This is a genomic window from Pseudomonas sp. 21615526 (assembly GCF_013386245.1).
Classification (GTDB): Bacteria; Pseudomonadota; Gammaproteobacteria; order Pseudomonadales; family Pseudomonadaceae; genus Aquipseudomonas.
This window is the reverse complement of record NZ_JACAOM010000054.1, coordinates 45,876-62,760: the sequence shown is the minus strand read 5'-3', so window position 1 is coordinate 62,760 and position 16,885 is coordinate 45,876. Positions and strand designations below refer to the sequence as shown.

The following is a 16,885-nucleotide window of genomic DNA, read 5'->3' as shown; positions in this document are numbered from 1 at the left end:
CCAAGGAACCACGACATGCAAAACCCACAGAACCTGATTTGGATCGATCTGGAAATGACCGGTCTGAACCCTGACACCGACGTCATCATCGAGATGGCGACCATTGTCACCGACAGCAACCTCAACACCTTGGCCGAAGGTCCGGTGATCGCCATTCACCACAGCGACGCGGTGCTGGCCACCATGGACGAGTGGAACACCCGCACCCACGGCAACTCGGGCCTGACCCATCGTGTGCGCGACAGCCGCGTGAGCATGGCCGAGGCTGAAGCGGAAACCATCGCCTTCCTGGAAAAGTGGGTACCCAAGGGCAAGTCGCCAATCTGCGGCAACAGCATTTGCCAGGACCGCCGCTTTCTCTATACCCACATGAAGGCGCTGGAAAGCTACTTCCACTACCGCAACCTGGACGTGTCGACCTTGAAGGAGCTGGCCGCGCGCTGGGCGCCGGAAGTCAAAGACAGCTTCCACAAGGGCAGCACCCACCTGGCGCTGGACGATATTCGCGAGTCGATTGCCGAGCTGCAGCATTACCGCAAGCATTTCATCAAGTTCTAAAGCGGTAATACCTGAGCCCAGCGGGCTTTTGTGGCGAGGGGCTTGTCTGTGGCGAGGGGGCTTGTCCCCCGTTGGGCTGCGAAGCGGCCCTAAAATCTGACATCCCGATCTACCTGAAAACTCTATTGCCTTTAAAGGGGCTGCTTCGCACCCCAACGGGGGACAAGCCCCCTCGCCACAACTTTGCAAGGATCGCCATCATGCTGCTGATGCTCTACCTCATCGCCATCACCGCCGAAGCCATGACGGGTGCCTTGTCCGCCGGGCGGCGCGGGATGGACTGGTTCGGTGTGGTGCTGATCGCCTGCGTGACGGCGCTGGGCGGCGGTTCGGTGCGTGACGTGTTGCTCGGCCACTACCCGCTGACCTGGGTCAAACACCCGGAGTACCTGGTGCTGACCTCCGTCGCGGCCCTGGTGACCATCTTCATCGCTCCATTGATGCGCCACCTGCGCTCGCTGTTCCTCGCGCTGGACGCCGTGGGCCTGGTGGCCTTCACCCTGATCGGCAGCATGACCGCCCTGGAAATGGGCCACGGCATGCTGGTGGCGTCAGTCAGCGGTGTGATCACCGGGGTATTCGGCGGCATCCTGCGGGATATCTTCTGCAACGACATTCCGTTGATCTTCCGCCGCGAGCTGTACGCCAGCGTGTCGTTCCTGGCCGCCTGGTTCTACATGCTGTGCATCTACCTTGAGCTGCCAAGTGAGCAATCGATCCTGCTGACGCTGTTCAGCGGCTTTCTATTGCGCCTGCTGGCGATCCGTTTTCACTGGGAAATGCCCAAGTTCGTCTACAACGACGACGTGCACTGACGTTCGGCGTGCTGGTTCAGCGCCCATTCCACATGTTCGCGCACCAGTTCCGAGGGGTATTCCCGACGCGCCTTCAGCGCTTCCAGCACCGGAATGCTTGATGGCGCATTGCCCAGGCCCACCGCCAGGTTGCGCAGCCAGCGCTCATAGCCGGCGCGGCGCAGGGGAGAACCTTCGGTGCTGCTGAGGAATTTGTCCTCGTCCCACATAAACAACTCGGCGAGCTCTGCGTTATCCAGGTTGTGCCGTGGCTTGAAATCGCCTTCGTCGGTAGGCCGCGCGAAACGATTCCACGGGCAAACGATCTGACAGTCATCGCAGCCGAATACCCGATTGCCGATCAGTGGGCGCAGTTCTTCGGGGATCGCGCTTTTCAGCTCGATGGTCAGGTAGGAAATGCAGCGCCGGGCGTCCAGCACGTAGGGCCCGACGAAGGCGTTGGTAGGGCAGATATCCAGGCAGGCGGTGCAGCGGCCACAATGTTCGGTGGCGTGGGGTGGGTCGACCGGCAACGGCAGGTCGACAAACAGCTCGCTCAGGAAGAAGTAACTGCCCGCCTTGCGATTGAGTACCAGGGTGTTCTTGCCGATCCAGCCGAGCCCGGCCTGCTCGGCGATGGCTTTTTCCAGCACGGGGGCGCTGTCGACAAAGGCGCGGAAGCCGAACGGGCCGATTTGCGCCTGGATGCGGTCGGCCAGTTGCTGCACGCGCTTGCGGATCAGCTTGTGGTAGTCGCGGCCCAGGGCGTAGCGGGAGATGTAGGCTTTTTCGGGTTTGGCCAGCAGTTGGGCCATTTGGGTGTCGCCCGGCAAGTAGTCCATGCGCAGTGAGACCACGCGCAAGGTGCCGGGTACCAGCTCCTCCGGGTGTGAGCGCTTGCTGCCGTGGGCGCCCATGTAGTCCATTTCGCCGTGGTAGCCGGCGTCGAGCCAGCGTTGCAGGTGCTGTTCATGCTCGGCGAGGTCGAGGCCGCTGATGCCCACTTGTTGAAAGCCCAGCTCGCGGCCCCAGTCTTTGATCGATTGGGCGAGGGCGGGCAGGTCGTAGGTAATAGCAGGCATGAACAAGAGAAACCGCAGGTTAGATGCGTATAATTCTGCCAGACATCGGAGCTTGAAGACGCATGCCGCAGACAAAACACGAAATACCCGACGTTCAGCACCTGTTGCCCGGCCAATTGCCGCAACTCGCTGCGCGTTCCCCGGACGCCCATAAAGGCCAGTTCGGCCATGTATTGCTGATCGGCGGCGACCGAGGTTTTGGCGGCGCCGCCTTGCTCAGTGCTGAAAGTGCCCTGCGCAGTGGTGCCGGCATGGTTTCCCTGGCGACCCGTAGCGAACACGTCGGTGCGGCGCTGGCGCGGTTGCCGGAAGTGATGACGGTGGGCGTGCACTCGGCCAATCAATTGATGGGCCTGCTGGAAAAGATTTCCGTGATCGTCATCGGCCCGGGCCTGGGCGAGGTCTCCTGGGGCAAAAGCCTGCTGTCGGTAGCGGCCAATGCCAGGCAGCCGCAAGTCTGGGACGCCGATGCCTTGAACCTGCTGGCGGCGGGCAGCGCCAGCCTGCCGGCCAATTGCGTGATCACTCCGCATCCTGGCGAAGCGGCCCGCTTGATGGGTATTTCGACAGCCGAGGTTCAGGCCGACCGCCTTAACGTGGCGCGCGCCTTGAGTCAGAAATTCAATGCGGTGGCGATCCTCAAGGGTGCCGGCAGCTTGATCGCCAGCCCGGACGGTCGGGTTGCCCGCTGCGATCAGGGCCATCCTGCAATGGCAACCGCTGGCCTGGGCGATGTGTTGGCCGGCCTGGTCGGTGCTTTGCTGGCGCAAGGCATGCCGGCATTTGATGCCGCCTGCCTGGCGGTCTGGCTGCATGCCACTGCCGGAGATCGCCAGGGTACCTACGGTCGCGGGCTGGCCGCCAGTGACCTGATTCCTGCCATTCGTCAGTTGCTGGAGGAGCAATCGCCGTGTCTGAAGTAGTTCTTTTCCTGCCTGATGAAGACGCCATGGTCGCCTTGGGCAACCGTATTGCCCGGGTCACTCAAGGCTCAGGGCTGATCTTTCTGGAAGGCGATCTCGGCGCCGGAAAAACCACCTTGTCCCGGGGCATCATTCGCGGGTTGGGGCACGCGGGTGCTGTGAAAAGCCCTACGTTCACCTTGGTAGAACCCTACGAAATCGGTGACGTACGAGCGTTCCACTTCGACCTGTATCGCCTGGTGGACCCGGAAGAACTGGAATACATGGGCATTCGTGATTACTTCGATGAGGACGCCTTGTGCCTGATCGAGTGGCCAGATAAAGGCACAGGCTTTTTGCCAAAGCCGGACCTGACCATTACCATTACCCCGCATAAGCAAGGACGTCAGCTGAAGTTGTTGTCCCAGAGCGCGCGCGGCGAGTCGTGGTGCGCCGCCTTGGCATTGGAATTCAAATAATTGATGGGGTTAGGTATGCGCTTTCGCGCGTTGGTTACTGTCGTAGGGGTGTTGCTTGCGGCAATGACTTTCAATGCACTGGCGGCCTCACAGGTGAAAAGTGTTCGCCTGTGGCGGGCACCGGATAACACGCGACTGGTATTCGACCTGTCTGGCCCGGTTCAGCACAGCGTCTTCACCCTCACGGCGCCCGATCGCCTGGTGATTGATATCAACGGTGCGACCCTGGCCGCGCCGTTGAAAGTCGCCATGGCCAATACCCCGATTACCGCGATGCGCTCGGCCCAACGTACGCCGACCGACCTGCGGGTGGTCATCGACCTGAAAAAGGCCGTGACCCCGAAAAGCTTCGTGCTGGCGCCCAACGCGCAGTATGGCAACCGGCTGGTGGTCGACCTGTTCGACAACGCCGCCGATGCCGCGCCGCCGCCTGCGCCAACTCCAAGCGTCGCGACGATACCTGCGGTGCCGGTCAACCAGTCGCAACCCCAGGTCAAATTGCCGCCGCTGCCACCGGCTCCGGCGGGCAAACGTGACATTATCGTGGTCATCGATGCCGGTCACGGCGGCGAAGACCCGGGTGCCTCGGGCTCGCGCGGCCAGCATGAAAAAGACGTAGTACTGGCCATCGCCCGCGAACTGCAGCGCCAGATCAATGGCATGAAAGGCTACCGCGCCGAGCTGACCCGGACCGGCGACTACTTTATTCCGCTGCGTGGCCGTACCGAAATCGCCCGCAAGAAGGGCGCCGACCTGTTCGTCTCGATCCACGCCGACGCCGCACCTTCGGCCGCGGCGTTTGGTGCCTCGGTGTTTGCCCTGTCTGATCGCGGCGCTACGTCCGAGACCGCCCGCTGGCTGGCGGACAGTGAAAACCGTTCCGACTTGATCGGCGGGGCTGGCAACGTATCCCTCGACGACAAGGACAAGATGCTCGCTGGCGTATTGCTCGATCTGTCGATGACTGCCTCGCTGACCTCCAGCCTGAACGTGGGGCAGAAAGTCCTGAGCAACATTGGTCGCGTCACCTCGCTGCACAAACAGCGCGTGGAACAGGCCGGGTTCATGGTGCTCAAGTCGCCGGATATTCCGTCGATCCTGGTGGAAACCGGGTTTATCTCCAACTCCAACGAAGCCTCGAAACTGGCCTCGGCCAGCCACCAGCAGGCGTTGGCGCGCTCCATCAGCGCCGGTGTTCGCCAGTTCTTCCAGCAGAACCCGCCGCCGGGCACTTATATAGCCTGGCTGCGTGACTCCGGGAAAATCGCCCAGGGCCCGCGTGACCATCGCGTGCAGCCGGGCGACACCCTGGCGATGCTGGCGGTGCGCTTCCAGGTGTCAGCGGCAACCTTGCGCAGTGCCAACAACCTCAAGACCGATGAATTGAAGGTCGGCCAGGTGTTGACCATCCCGGGCACTGAACTGGCGGCGCAATAATGAGCGAAACAGTCTTGAGCAATACCTCGCGCATCGAGCTGCTAAGCCCGCGTCTCGCCAACCAGATCGCGGCGGGTGAGGTGGTCGAGCGGCCAGCGTCGGTGATCAAGGAGTTGCTGGAAAACAGTATCGACTCCGGCGCCAGGCGCATTGATGTCGATGTTGAGCAAGGCGGCGTCAAGCTGCTGCGAGTGCGCGACGACGGCAGCGGGATTTCCTCCGATGACCTGCCGCTGGCCCTGGCCCGTCACGCCACCAGCAAGATTCGTGACCTGGAAGACCTGGAGCGGGTGATGAGCCTCGGGTTTCGTGGTGAGGCCCTGGCCTCCATCAGCTCCGTGGCTCGCCTGACCCTGACTTCCCGCACCCGCGACGCCGACCAGGCCTGGCAGGTTGAAACCGAAGGCCGCGACATGGCGCCCCGGGTCCAGCCGGCGGCACATCCGGTGGGCACCTCGGTGGAAGTACGCGACCTGTTCTTCAATACCCCGGCCCGGCGTAAATTCCTCAAGGCCGAAAAAACCGAATTCGATCACCTGCAGGAAGTCATCAAGCGCCTGGCCCTGGCTCGGTTTGATGTGGCTTTCCACCTGCGCCACAACGGCAAGACCATCCTCAGCCTGCACGAGGCCCATGATGATGCGGCCCGTGCGCGGCGTGTCTCGGCCATCTGCGGCGCGGGGTTCCTGGAGCAGGCGCTGCCGATCGAGATCGAGCGCAATGGCCTGCGGCTGTGGGGTTGGGTGGGTTTGCCGACTTTCTCCCGTAGCCAGGCGGACATGCAGTATTTCTTCGTGAATGGCCGGGCGGTGCGCGACAAGCTGGTGGCCCACGCGGTGCGCCAGGCGTATCGCGACGTGCTGTTCAACGGGCGGCATCCGACGTTTGTGCTGTTTTTCGAGGTCGACCCGTCGGTGGTCGACGTCAACGTGCACCCGACCAAGCACGAAGTGCGCTTCCGTGACGGTCGCATGGTCCACGACTTTCTTTACGGCACCCTGCACCGCGCCTTGGGCGATGTGCGGCCGGATGATCACCTGGCGGCGCCGATTGTCACGGCTGTTGTCCGTCCTTCAGGGCCGGAAGCCGGCGAGTTCGGGCCCCAGGGCGAAATGAGCCTGGCGGCCAACCTGCTGCAATCGCCGCAAGCCCAGCCGAGCTTTACCGCACCTGGTTCAGGCGCCGGCGCCGGTTATCAATACCAGTACACCCCGCGTCCGCAATCGGCGGTGCCGGTGGCCGAGGCCCAGGCGGCCTATCGCGAGTTTTTCGCGCCGCTGCCCGGCGCCGAGCCAGGCGCTGCCGCGTTGCCGGAAGGCCAGGGCGACGTGCCGCCGTTGGGTTACGCGCTGGCACAGCTCAAGGGTATCTATATTCTTGCGGAAAACGCCCATGGCCTGGTGCTGGTGGACATGCACGCCGCCCACGAGCGGATCATGTACGAGCGCCTGAAGATCGCCATGGCCAGCGAAGGCCTGAGCGGCCAGCCGCTGCTGGTGCCGGAATCCCTGGCGGTCAGCCAGCGGGAAGCGGATTGCGCCGAAGAGCACGTCAGCGTGTTCCAGAAGCTGGGCTTTGAGTTGCAACGCCTGGGGCCGGAAACCCTGGCTATCCGCCAGATTCCGGCTTTGCTCAAGCAGGCAGAGGCCAACCGGCTGGTGGCCGACGTACTGGCAGACCTGATGGAATACGGCACCAGTGACCGGATCCAGGCCCACATCAATGAACTGCTCGGCACCATGGCCTGTCACGGCGCCATCCGGGCCAACCGCCGGCTGGCCTTGCCGGAAATGAACGGCCTGCTGCGGGACATGGAAAACACCGAGCGCAGCGGCCAGTGCAACCATGGCCGCCCGACCTGGACCCAGATGGGCCTGGACGACCTCGACAAACTGTTCTTGCGCGGCCGTTGATGAGTGCCTTGCCCCCCGCCATCTTCCTGATGGGCCCGACGGCCGCCGGCAAGACCGACCTGGCCATCGAGCTGACCAAGGTCTTGCCGTGCGAGTTGATCAGTGTCGACTCTGCACTGGTTTACCGGGACATGGACATCGGCACTGCCAAACCTTCAAAAGAGCTGCTGGCCCAGTATCCGCACCGGTTGATCGACATTATTGATCCCAGCGAGAGCTATTCGGCGGCGGATTTTCGCATCGATGCGCTGGCCGCCATGGCCGATATCACCGCGCGGGGCAAGATTCCGCTGCTGGTCGGCGGCACGATGCTCTACTACAAGGCCTTGCAGGAAGGTCTGGCTGATATGCCGCCAGCTGATCCACAGGTGCGCGCCGAACTTGAAGAAGAGGCTGCGCGCCTTGGCTGGCAGGCCTTACACGATCAGTTGGCCATTGTGGATCCGGTTTCCGCCGCGCGAATTCATCCCAATGACCCCCAGCGCCTGACGCGAGCGTTGGAAGTCTGGCGGGTCAGTGGCCAGACCATGACTGAACACAGGCTGAAACAAACTGCGCAAAGTGCTGAAGCAGGCGCCTCGGGACACTCACAATTGCCCTATACTGTGGCGAATCTGGCCATCGCTCCGACGGATCGCCAGGTGCTGCATGAACGAATTGCACAAAGATTCACAATTATGTTGGAACAGGGGTTTGTGGAGGAGGTCGTAGCACTGCGTTCAAGAGGTGACCTGCATCCAGGGCTGCCTTCGATACGTGCTGTAGGCTACCGCCAAGTCTGGGATCATCTGGATGGCAAGCTGACGTCAGCCGAAATGCAGGAGCGCGGCATCATTGCCACGCGCCAATTGGCGAAGCGTCAGTTCACCTGGTTGCGCAGTTGGAGCGATTTGCACTGGCTGGACAGCCTGGACAGCGACAATCTGTCACGCGCCTTGAAATACTTGGGAACGGTCTCCATATTGAGCTGAGTCCTTGCAATTGCCGTCTATCCTTGGGGGTGTGACGGCCATGAGCTATCTATTTTCCGATTTTTATTATTGATCCTTAAAGGAGTGCGGCACATGTCAAAAGGGCATTCGCTACAAGACCCTTACTTGAATACTTTACGTAAAGAGAAAGTTGGGGTTTCCATCTATCTGGTCAACGGTATCAAGCTGCAAGGTACGATCGAGTCGTTCGACCAGTTCGTGATCCTGCTGAAAAACACCGTAAGCCAAATGGTTTACAAGCACGCTATCTCGACCGTAGTGCCGGTTCGTCCAATTCGTCTGCCTAGCGCAACCGAAGAACAGGGTGACGCCGAGCCTGCACCAGGTAACGCCTGATAGGAGTCTCCTTTGTTCTTTGAGCGCCACGGTGGTGGTGAGCGAGTAATCCTCGTTCACTTGGATGGACAGGACCCTGAGGCGCGCGAAGATCCGCAGGAGTTTCAGGAGTTGGCAAATTCGGCCGGCGCCGAGACCGTCGCGTTTTTTAACGTGCCGCGTCATCGGCCAACCGCCAAATTCCTGATCGGCAGCGGCAAGGTCGAGGAGCTGCGCGACCTGGTCCACGCCGAAAAGGCCGATCTGGTGATTTTCAATCACATCCTCACGCCCAGTCAGGAACGTAACCTCGAACGAGTTTTCGAGTGTCGCGTGATCGACCGCACGGGTCTGATTCTCGATATTTTCGCTCAACGCGCCCGTACCCATGAAGGCAAGCTCCAGGTAGAACTGGCCCAGCTTGACCACATGAGCACCCGGCTGGTTCGTGGCTGGACTCACCTTGAGCGCCAGGGTGGCGGCATCGGCATGCGCGGCCCGGGTGAAACCCAGCTGGAAACCGACCGGCGTCTGCTGCGGGTCCGCCTGCGACAGATCAAGGGCCGCCTGGAGAAGGTGCGCAGCCAGCGCGAACAATCGCGACGTGGCCGTATGCGTGCGGATATCCCGACCGTTTCCCTGGTGGGCTATACCAACGCCGGCAAATCCACACTCTTCAACAACGTGACGAAATCGGACGTGTACGCGGCCGACCAACTGTTCGCGACCCTCGACCCGACCTTGCGCCGTCTGGAACTGGACGACCTGGGGCCGATTGTCCTGGCCGATACCGTGGGTTTCATTCGTCACTTGCCCCACAAGCTGGTCGAGGCATTTCGGTCTACGCTCGAAGAGTCGAGCAATTCCGACCTGCTGTTGCACGTGATCGATGCGGCCGAACCGGATCGCATGTTGCAGATTGAACAGGTCATGGTGGTGCTGGGCGAGATTGGTGCCCAGGACTTGCCGATCCTCGAGGTCTATAACAAACTCGATTTGCTTGAAGGCGTTGAGCCACAAATCCAGCGCGACGAAAACGGCAAGCCCCAGCGGGTCTGGCTGTCGGCGCGTGATGGCAGTGGCCTGGAATTGCTTGAACAAGCCATTGCCGAGCTGTTGGGCAGCGATTTGTTCGTCGGCACCTTGCGCTTGCCGCAGCGTTTTGCTCGACTGCGTGCACAGTTTTTCGAGCTGGGCGCGGTACAGAAAGAAGAACACGACGAAGAAGGTGTCAGCTTGCTGGCCGTTCGATTGCCGCGCTCGGAGCTGAATCGGCTGGTCAGCCGTGAAGGCGTTGTGCCGACAGAGTTCATCGAACAACACACTTTGCAATAAAAGCCTGAGAAAGCGGTTGTGCCGCTGTGACAGGCATTCTGTAGCATTGGTCGGCGCGCCGTGGGTGCGTCTTTGCTTTATCAGATGGAGAGCGCTATGGCTTGGAATGAGCCGGGTGGCAACTCGAATAATCAGGATCCTTGGGGTGGTAAACGCCGTAATAATGGCGACCGCAAGGGGCCACCAGATCTCGACGAGGCCTTCCGAAAGCTGCAGGAAAGCCTGAATGGGTTGTTCGGTGGTGGAAAAAAACGTGGTGGTGACGAAGGCGGTCGTACGAGCAAGGGTGGTGGTTACGGCCTGCTCGGCATCGGCCTCGTCGTGCTGGCGGCCGTCTGGCTGTACAGCGCCGTCTATGTGGTGGACGAGCAGGAGCAAGCCGTGGTGCTGCGCTTCGGCAAGTACTACGAGACTGTCGGCCCTGGCCTGAACATCTACTTCCCGCCGATCGACAAGAAGTACATGGAAAACGTCACGCGTGAGCGTGCCTACACCAAGCAGGGCCAGATGCTGACCGAAGACGAGAACATCGTCGAAGTGCCGCTGACCGTGCAGTACAAGATCAGCAACCTGCAGGACTTCGTGCTGAACGTCGACCAGCCGGAGATCAGCCTGCAACATGCGACCGAAAGCGCCCTGCGCCACGTGGTGGGTTCCACCGCAATGGACCAGGTGCTGACGGAAGGCCGTGAATTGATGGCCAGCGAAATCAAGGAGCGCCTGCAACGGTTCCTCGACACGTACCGCACCGGTATCACCGTGACCCAGGTCAACGTACAGAGCGCAGCGGCACCGCGTGAAGTGCAGGAAGCCTTCGATGACGTGATCCGTGCCCGTGAAGACGAGCAGCGTTCGCGCAACCAGGCTGAAACCTACGCCAACGGCGTGGTGCCGGAAGCCCGTGGCCAGGCCCAGCGCATCCTTGAGGATGCCAACGGTTACCGCGACGAAGTGGTCTCCCGCGCCAAGGGTGAGGCAGATCGTTTCACCAAGCTGGTGGCCGAGTACCGCAAGGCACCGGAAGTCACCCGTGAGCGTCTGTACCTGGACACCATGCAGGAAGTCTTCAGCAACACCAGCAAGGTTCTCGTGACCGGCAGCAAGGGCGGGCAGAACAATCTGCTGTACCTGCCGCTGGACAAGATGATCGAAGGTGGTCGTAGCAGCACCAGCGCACCGGCTACCGGTTCCAATGCTGCTGCCAACGAAGCGAGCGCCCGTGCGGCCGCTGACCTGCTGCAACAGCAAACACGTACCAGGGAGAGTCGTTGATGAGCAATAAATCGCTGACCGCCCTGATTGTGGGCGTCGTCGTGGTCATCGCTGCCTGGAACTGCTTCTATATCGTGTCTCAGACCGAGCGCGCGGTGTTGCTGCAATTCGGTCGCGTGGTCCAGGCGGATGTCCAGCCGGGCCTGCATGTGAAAGTCCCCTACGTCAACCAGGTGCGCAAGTTCGACGGCCGCCTGATGACCCTGGATGCACCGACACAACGCTTCCTGACCCTGGAAAAGAAAGCCGTGATGGTTGACGCCTACGCCAAGTGGCGCGTCAAGGATGCCGAGCGTTTCTATACCGCGACCTCCGGCCTCAAGCAGATTGCCGACGAGCGTTTGTCGCGCCGTCTGGAATCGGGCCTGCGTGACCAGTTTGGTAAGCGCACCCTGCACGAGGTGGTATCCGGTGAACGTGACGCGCTGATGGCGGACATCACGCGTTCGTTGAATGCGATGGCGGAAAAAGAGCTGGGCATCGAGGTGATCGATGTTCGGGTCAAGGCCATCGACCTTCCGAAGGAAGTGAACCGCAGCGTGTTCGAACGTATGAGCACCGAGCGTGAGCGCGAGGCTCGTGAGCACCGCGCCAAGGGTAACGAACTGGCAGAAGGGATCCGCGCGGATGCCGACCGTCAGCGTCGCGTACTGTTGGCTGAAGCCTATCGCGAGTCTGAAGAGGCCCGTGGTGATGGTGATGCTCAAGCCGCTTCGATCTACGCCAAGGCCTATGGTCAGGACCAGGAGTTCTACGCGTTCTACCGTAGCCTGCGCGCCTACCGTGAAAGCTTTGCGAACAAAACCGACGTCATGGTGCTGGACCCAAGTAGCGATTTCTTCCGCTACCTGGAAAAGTCCAAGTAACCCGCATGTAGTCTGAGAATCGCTCCGTCGGGCGGCTAAAATGCCGGGCGGGGTGATCCTTTCAGAAAACGGGTGTATGATGCGGCAGCCGGGAAATTCCCGGCTTTTTTGCGTCTGCATGTTTGATTGTGGTTTTGCTCCGCAGGCGCCACAGGTTTTTCGAGGAAAGTGCCCGACGAGGCCGATTGTTGGTCGTTCGTCACGTCGCTCTTGCGCGTGGTTTATGCAGGGGCCGGGTATTTTCTGCTTCACTCAAGGCTCGCCCGAGGGCTGGCCGCCCGGATCATAGGGGAATGGCGTAATGGCAACGGTAGACCGCTGGCTGCTGCCAGATGGCATCGAAGAAGTACTGCCACCAGAAGCTGCGCGCATTGAAATCGCGCGCCGCCAGGTGTTGGATCTGTTCCAGAGCTGGGGTTACGAGTTTGTCGTGACCCCCCATATCGAGTACCTGGAATCCCTGCTGACCGGCGCGGGCCAGGACCTGGATCTGCGCACCTTCAAGGTCATCGACCCGCAATCGGGCCGGCAAATGGGCTTTCGTGCCGACATCACGCCGCAAGTCGCGCGCATTGATGCGCACACCCTGCGTCGCGAAGGGCCAAGCCGCCTGTGCTACGCCGGCAGCGTGCTGCATGCTCAGCCGCGTGCCTTGTCGTCTTCCCGTAGCCCGATCCAGTTGGGCGCCGAGTTGTACGGCGATGCGAGCCCGAGCAGCGACGTGGAAGTCATCAGCCTGATGCTGGCCATGCTGCAATTGGCCGATGTGCCGGATGTGCACATGGACCTTGGGCATGTCGGTATCTACCGCGGCCTGGCCCGTGCGGCCGGCTTGTCGGGTGAAGTGGAACAACAGTTGTTCGATGCCTTGCAGCGCAAGGCCATCGATGAAGTGATTGCCCTTACGGCGAGCGTGCCTGCCGACCTGGCCGGCATGCTGCGTGCGCTGGTGGATCTGTGTGGCGGCCGTGAAGTACTGACCGCCGCCCGTGATCGCCTGGCGAATGCGCCGGCTGATGTATTGGCGGCCCTGGACGATGTGCTGGCGATTGCCGAGCAGTTGTCTGCGCGCTTCCCGCAGTTGCCGCTGTATTTTGATTTGGGTGAGTTGCGCGGCTACCACTACCACACCGGTGTGGTGTTCGCGGTGTTTGTCCCGGGTGTTGGCCAGGCCATCGCCCAGGGCGGTCGTTACGACGATATCGGCGCCGACTTCGGTCGCGCTCGTCCGGCGACCGGTTTTTCCACCGATTTGAAAACCCTGGTGACCCTGGGGCGTGCTGAGGTCGAACTGCCGTCTGGCGGTATCTGGATGCCCGACAGTACGGACGCAGCACTCTGGCAGCAGGTTTGCCAGTTGCGCAGTGAGGGTCAGCGTGTGGTCCAGGCCTTGCCTGGGCAGCCATTGGCCGCCGCCCGTGAAGCGGACTGCGACCGGCAATTGATTCAGCAGAACGGGCTTTGGCAAGTTTCGCCACTGGCTTCTTGAGTTTTCCTGCCGGCCACTGCCGGCACCAAGTTTGCGCGAATGAGGACAAGTGTTATGGGTAAGAATGTCGTAGTCCTGGGCACCCAATGGGGTGATGAGGGCAAAGGCAAGATCGTTGATCTGCTGACCGAACATGCTGCCGCCGTAGTGCGCTACCAAGGTGGCCACAACGCTGGCCACACCCTGGTCATCGATGGCGAAAAAACCGTCTTGCACCTGATCCCGTCGGGTGTACTGCGCGAAGGCGTGCAGTGCCTGATCGGCAACGGCGTGGTGGTTGCACCTGACGCCCTGTTGCGCGAGATCACCAAGCTGGAAGAGAAAGGCGTGCCAGTGCGCGAGCGCCTGCGTATCAGCCCTTCCTGCCCGCTGATCCTGTCCTTCCACGTTGCGCTGGACCAGGCCCGTGAAAAGGCCCGTGGCGAGCTGAAGATCGGCACGACCGGTCGCGGCATCGGCCCGGCCTACGAAGACAAGGTTGCACGTCGTGGCCTGCGTGTGGGCGACCTGCTCAACATGCCGCGCTTTGAAGACAAGCTGCGTGAACTGGTGGATTACCACAACTTCATGCTGGTGGGTTACTACAAAGAGCCGGCCATCGAGTTTGAAAAGACCCTGGCCGAGTGCAAGGAATACGCCGAGCTGCTCAAGCCGCTGATGCTGGACGTGACTGCCGAGCTGCACGACCTGCGTCGCGCCGGCAAAGACATCATGTTCGAAGGCGCCCAGGGCTCGTTGCTGGACATCGACCACGGCACCTACCCGTACGTCACCAGTTCCAACACCACCGCTGGCGGCGTTGCGACGGGTTCGGGCGTTGGCCCGATGTTCCTGGACTACATCCTCGGCATCACCAAGGCATACACCACGCGTGTAGGTTCGGGTCCATTCCCGACTGAACTGTTCGACGACGTCGGCGCGCACCTGGCCAAACAAGGCCACGAGTTCGGCGCGACGACCGGCCGTGCCCGCCGTTGTGGCTGGTTCGACGCCGTTATCCTGCGTCGCGCTATCGATGTGAACAGCATCTCGGGCATCTGCCTGACCAAGCTGGACGTACTCGACGGCCTGGAAACCATCAACATCTGCATCGGCTACAAGGATGCGGAAGGCAAGGACGTTGCCCCGACTGACGCGGACAGCTACGTAGGCCTGCAGCCTGTGTACGAAGAAGTGCCAGGCTGGACCGAATCGACCGTGGGCGCCAAGACCCTGGAAGAACTGCCAGCCAACGCCCGCGCTTACATCAAGCGCGTTGAAGAGCTGATCGGTGCGCCAATCGACATTATTTCGACGGGCCCGGACCGCAACGAGACCATCGTTCTGCGTCACCCGTTCGCTTAATAAGCTGTTGATGTAAAAAGCAAAGGGCTCCTTCGGGAGCCCTTTGTCGTTTCCGCCTGGTAAACGGCACGACCCTTGCTATGGTTCTTTCTTTCGCGGTGCTATCAAATTAATGGCACCCGTGGTGGAGGGATTCCCAGTGTCTGCCGTTCTCTCATTGTTACAAAGCCGGCTGTTGCGGCCGGTGTTCGTTACCCTAGGTATCGCTCTTTTGGTGCAGGTACTGGTGGCCGTCGCCCTGACGCGAAGCACCGTCACTGCATTGGAAGCTGATTTGGGCAATCGCCTGGGCGTCGACAGCCAGAAACTGTCCGGCGAGTTGGCGCAAGCCGGCAAGGAAGTGACATCCAGCCTGGACAGTCTGTCTTCCAGCACGCGCCAGCGTCTGACGGCGGGGCTTTCCACGCGCCTGCAGGAAGAGCAGAAGCAACTGCGTGCGACCCTGGAAAAAGACCTGCAGGACTCTGCCAATGACATGGCGCAACTGCTCGCTTCGGTGGCGCCGCGCGCCATGTGGGACAGCGACGTGCCGACGCTGTCGGAATTCGCCCGCAGAGCCCAGCGCAATCCCAACGTGTTGTTTGTGGTGTATGACGACGCGGCTGGCGAGCACCTGACCCGTTACCTTAATCGTGAAAACCCGATCAACCAGGCGCTGCTGGAAAAGGGCAAGGGCGAACGTGCCCTGGATAAAGTGCTGGATGCGGCGAAGAATGATCCCTCGGTGTTCTACGTCGAAGCGTCCATCAGCCCCAATGGCGTAGAGATCGGTAAGGTCCGCATGGGGGTTTCGACTGCCTCGGTCGAGGCTGACCTGGCCGCGCTGGACAAGCGTTTTGCTGCACTGATTGCCAGCGGTGACCAGTTGGTGGGCGACAGCCTCAAGGGTGCCGCGGCTGACAGCGCGGCGGCCATGGGCGCGCGTTTGCAGTCGGCGCAAGCCACCGCCACCCAGATGACCGCCAATACCACCAGCGCCGTGCAAGAGGCGGCGGGCACCTTGCGCTGGCGCATCGGCATGGGCCTGGCGGTGGTAGGTTTTGGTGTATTGCTGTTGATTGCTGTAGTGCTCGGCCGTCGGGTGGTCAATCGCCTGAAGCTGCTGATTGCAGCGATGGACGATCTGGCGGCAGGCGAGGGCGACCTGACCAAGCGTGTGCAGATCAATAGCCGGGACGAAATCGGCGACATGGCCTCGGCGGTCAATCGCTTTGTGGATAAGTTGCAGCCGATCGTGCGTGAAGCCGGTGATGTGGCCCAGCGTACCGGCGTGGAAATCGGCGCGATGACCCTGCGCAATGCGGGTGCCGATGCGGCCGCCGGCTTGCAGCGTGATGAGGTTGCCGAAAGCCTGCGGGCGCTGTCGCAAATGGCGGATGAGGCCCAGGCGGAAAGCCATGCGATGCAGGCCGCCTTGCAGCAGGTGGTGGATATTCGCCAGGCGACTGATGAAAATTCCCGCACTTCAGCCGAAGTCGGCAGCTTGATCGAGGCGTTGGCGGGGCAGGTGCAGGCCGGTTCCAAGGTGATCGAGCGGCTGGCGCAGCAGAGCGAGCAGATCGAGGTGGTGTTGACGGTGATCCACGGGATTGCCGAGCAAACCAACCTGCTGGCGCTCAACGCGGCTATTGAGGCGGCGCGAGCCGGTGAGACCGGGCGCGGCTTTGCGGTGGTGGCGGACGAGGTTCGCGCCCTGGCCAGTAAAACCCAGAGTTCTACCGGCGACATCCAGGCCCACATCGTGGCCTTGCAGCAAGGCGCCCGTGAGGCCGTGGAAACCATCGGCAAGGCCGGGCGCCAGGCCAGCGAAGGTTTGCTGGTGTTGCGCGACAGCGTGCGCCTGCAGCAGTCGGTGCAGGCCTCGGTGGAGCAGGTGCATGCAGCGATTGGCCTGGCGACGCGGGCGGCTGAGCATCAGGCGCAGGGTGCGCATGCGGTGCGTGGGCGGGTGGAAATCATCCATGCCCAGGCAGAGCGGGCCGCTCAGGCGGTGGTAGAGACCACCGCCAGTGGCAAGGTGCTGGATGGGTTGGCGGCGCAGTTGAAGACGAGCCTGGGGCAGTTCCGGGCTTGATGTCGCCTGGTGCGGCCCTTTCGCGAGCAAGCC

15 protein-coding genes are annotated in these 16,885 nt (G+C 61.6%); 14 read left to right on the top strand and 1 reads right to left on the bottom strand.

Annotated features, from left to right (window positions below; all coding sequences use genetic code 11):
* Nucleotides 1-15: 15 nt before the first annotated feature.
* Nucleotides 16-558 carry an oligoribonuclease gene (gene orn / locus HX786_RS16170; RefSeq protein WP_178912329.1) on the top strand — a complete coding sequence of 181 codons (543 nt, stop codon included), beginning with the start codon at nt 16-18 and terminating at the stop codon, nt 556-558.
* A 197-nt stretch (nt 559-755) separates the two neighbouring features.
* A complete protein-coding gene (locus HX786_RS16165) occupies nt 756-1,373 on the top strand; it encodes a trimeric intracellular cation channel family protein (RefSeq protein WP_172834585.1) in 618 nt (205 codons plus the stop codon).
* On the opposite strand, the gene queG is transcribed toward HX786_RS16165, so the two are convergent.
* Complete coding sequence (gene queG, locus HX786_RS16160) at nt 1,352-2,434, bottom strand: tRNA epoxyqueuosine(34) reductase QueG (protein WP_003217527.1); 1,083 nt, start codon at nt 2,432-2,434, stop codon at nt 1,352-1,354. The two genes, HX786_RS16165 and queG, sit on opposite strands and share 22 nt — an antisense overlap.
* Before the next feature lie 62 nt (nt 2,435-2,496).
* Here queG and HX786_RS16155 point away from each other — a divergent pair, with 62 nt between their 5' ends.
* The 12 genes from HX786_RS16155 (at nt 2,497) to HX786_RS16100 (ending at nt 16,852) form a co-directional block, all read left to right on the top strand.
* Nucleotides 2,497-3,357, top strand: a complete 861-nt coding sequence (locus HX786_RS16155; RefSeq protein WP_177020764.1) for an NAD(P)H-hydrate dehydratase — start codon at nt 2,497-2,499, stop codon at nt 3,355-3,357.
* The gene (tsaE, locus tag HX786_RS16150) at nt 3,345-3,815 is read left to right on the top strand and encodes a tRNA (adenosine(37)-N6)-threonylcarbamoyltransferase complex ATPase subunit type 1 TsaE (protein WP_003217524.1); all 471 of its coding nucleotides are present in this window, start codon (nt 3,345-3,347) and stop codon (nt 3,813-3,815) included. Before HX786_RS16155 ends, tsaE begins: the two co-directional genes overlap by 13 nt.
* A 3-nt stretch (nt 3,816-3,818) precedes the next feature.
* Nucleotides 3,819-5,252, top strand: coding sequence for an N-acetylmuramoyl-L-alanine amidase (locus HX786_RS16145; protein ID WP_202948682.1), 1,434 nt, complete (start codon nt 3,819-3,821; stop codon nt 5,250-5,252).
* A gap of 14 nt (nt 5,253-5,266) precedes the next feature.
* The gene (mutL, locus tag HX786_RS16140; RefSeq protein WP_003217520.1) at nt 5,267-7,165 is read left to right on the top strand and encodes a DNA mismatch repair endonuclease MutL; all 1,899 of its coding nucleotides are present in this window, start codon (nt 5,267-5,269) and stop codon (nt 7,163-7,165) included.
* Complete coding sequence (gene miaA / locus HX786_RS16135) at nt 7,165-8,136, top strand: tRNA (adenosine(37)-N6)-dimethylallyltransferase MiaA (protein WP_003217518.1); 972 nt, start codon at nt 7,165-7,167, stop codon at nt 8,134-8,136. Before mutL ends, miaA begins: the two co-directional genes overlap by 1 nt.
* Before the next feature lie 93 nt (nt 8,137-8,229).
* Nucleotides 8,230-8,493: an RNA chaperone Hfq gene (gene hfq, locus HX786_RS16130; RefSeq protein ID WP_003217515.1), complete on the top strand. Its 264-nt coding sequence runs from the start codon at nt 8,230-8,232 to the stop codon at nt 8,491-8,493.
* 12 nt (nt 8,494-8,505) lie between these two features.
* Nucleotides 8,506-9,807 carry a ribosome rescue GTPase HflX gene (hflX, locus tag HX786_RS16125; protein WP_003217514.1) on the top strand — a complete coding sequence of 434 codons (1,302 nt, stop codon included), beginning with the start codon at nt 8,506-8,508 and terminating at the stop codon, nt 9,805-9,807.
* Between the two features lie 96 nt (nt 9,808-9,903).
* On the top strand, nt 9,904-11,079 hold the full coding sequence (hflK, locus tag HX786_RS16120; RefSeq protein WP_087692480.1) for an FtsH protease activity modulator HflK: 1,176 nt from the start codon (nt 9,904-9,906) through the stop codon (nt 11,077-11,079).
* Nucleotides 11,079-11,945, top strand: coding sequence for a protease modulator HflC (gene hflC, locus HX786_RS16115; RefSeq protein WP_003217510.1), 867 nt, complete (start codon nt 11,079-11,081; stop codon nt 11,943-11,945). The genes hflK and hflC overlap by 1 nt, the downstream gene beginning before the upstream one ends.
* 301 nt (nt 11,946-12,246) lie before the next feature.
* Nucleotides 12,247-13,434 carry an ATP phosphoribosyltransferase regulatory subunit gene (locus tag HX786_RS16110; RefSeq protein WP_177028646.1) on the top strand — a complete coding sequence of 396 codons (1,188 nt, stop codon included), beginning with the start codon at nt 12,247-12,249 and terminating at the stop codon, nt 13,432-13,434.
* Between the two features lie 54 nt (nt 13,435-13,488).
* Nucleotides 13,489-14,778: an adenylosuccinate synthase gene (locus tag HX786_RS16105; RefSeq protein WP_003217505.1), complete on the top strand. Its 1,290-nt coding sequence runs from the start codon at nt 13,489-13,491 to the stop codon at nt 14,776-14,778.
* A 139-nt stretch (nt 14,779-14,917) separates the two neighbouring features.
* Nucleotides 14,918-16,852: a methyl-accepting chemotaxis protein gene (locus HX786_RS16100; protein WP_178912328.1), complete on the top strand. Its 1,935-nt coding sequence runs from the start codon at nt 14,918-14,920 to the stop codon at nt 16,850-16,852.
* Nucleotides 16,853-16,885: the final 33 nt, after the last annotated feature.

Coding starts and splice junctions, on each gene's coding strand:
- orn (WP_178912329.1), top strand. CDS start 16: ATGCAAAACCCACAGAACCTGATTTGGATCGATCTGGAAATGACCGGT.
- queG (WP_003217527.1), bottom strand. CDS start 2,434: ATGCCTGCTATTACCTACGACCTGCCCGCCCTCGCCCAATCGATCAAA.
- HX786_RS16155 (WP_177020764.1), top strand. CDS start 2,497: ATGCCGCAGACAAAACACGAAATACCCGACGTTCAGCACCTGTTGCCC.
- HX786_RS16145 (WP_202948682.1), top strand. CDS start 3,819: ATGGGGTTAGGTATGCGCTTTCGCGCGTTGGTTACTGTCGTAGGGGTG.
- miaA (WP_003217518.1), top strand. CDS start 7,165: ATGAGTGCCTTGCCCCCCGCCATCTTCCTGATGGGCCCGACGGCCGCC.
- hfq (WP_003217515.1), top strand. CDS start 8,230: ATGTCAAAAGGGCATTCGCTACAAGACCCTTACTTGAATACTTTACGT.
- hflK (WP_087692480.1), top strand. CDS start 9,904: ATGGCTTGGAATGAGCCGGGTGGCAACTCGAATAATCAGGATCCTTGG.
- hflC (WP_003217510.1), top strand. CDS start 11,079: ATGAGCAATAAATCGCTGACCGCCCTGATTGTGGGCGTCGTCGTGGTC.
- HX786_RS16110 (WP_177028646.1), top strand. CDS start 12,247: ATGGCAACGGTAGACCGCTGGCTGCTGCCAGATGGCATCGAAGAAGTA.
- HX786_RS16105 (WP_003217505.1), top strand. CDS start 13,489: ATGGGTAAGAATGTCGTAGTCCTGGGCACCCAATGGGGTGATGAGGGC.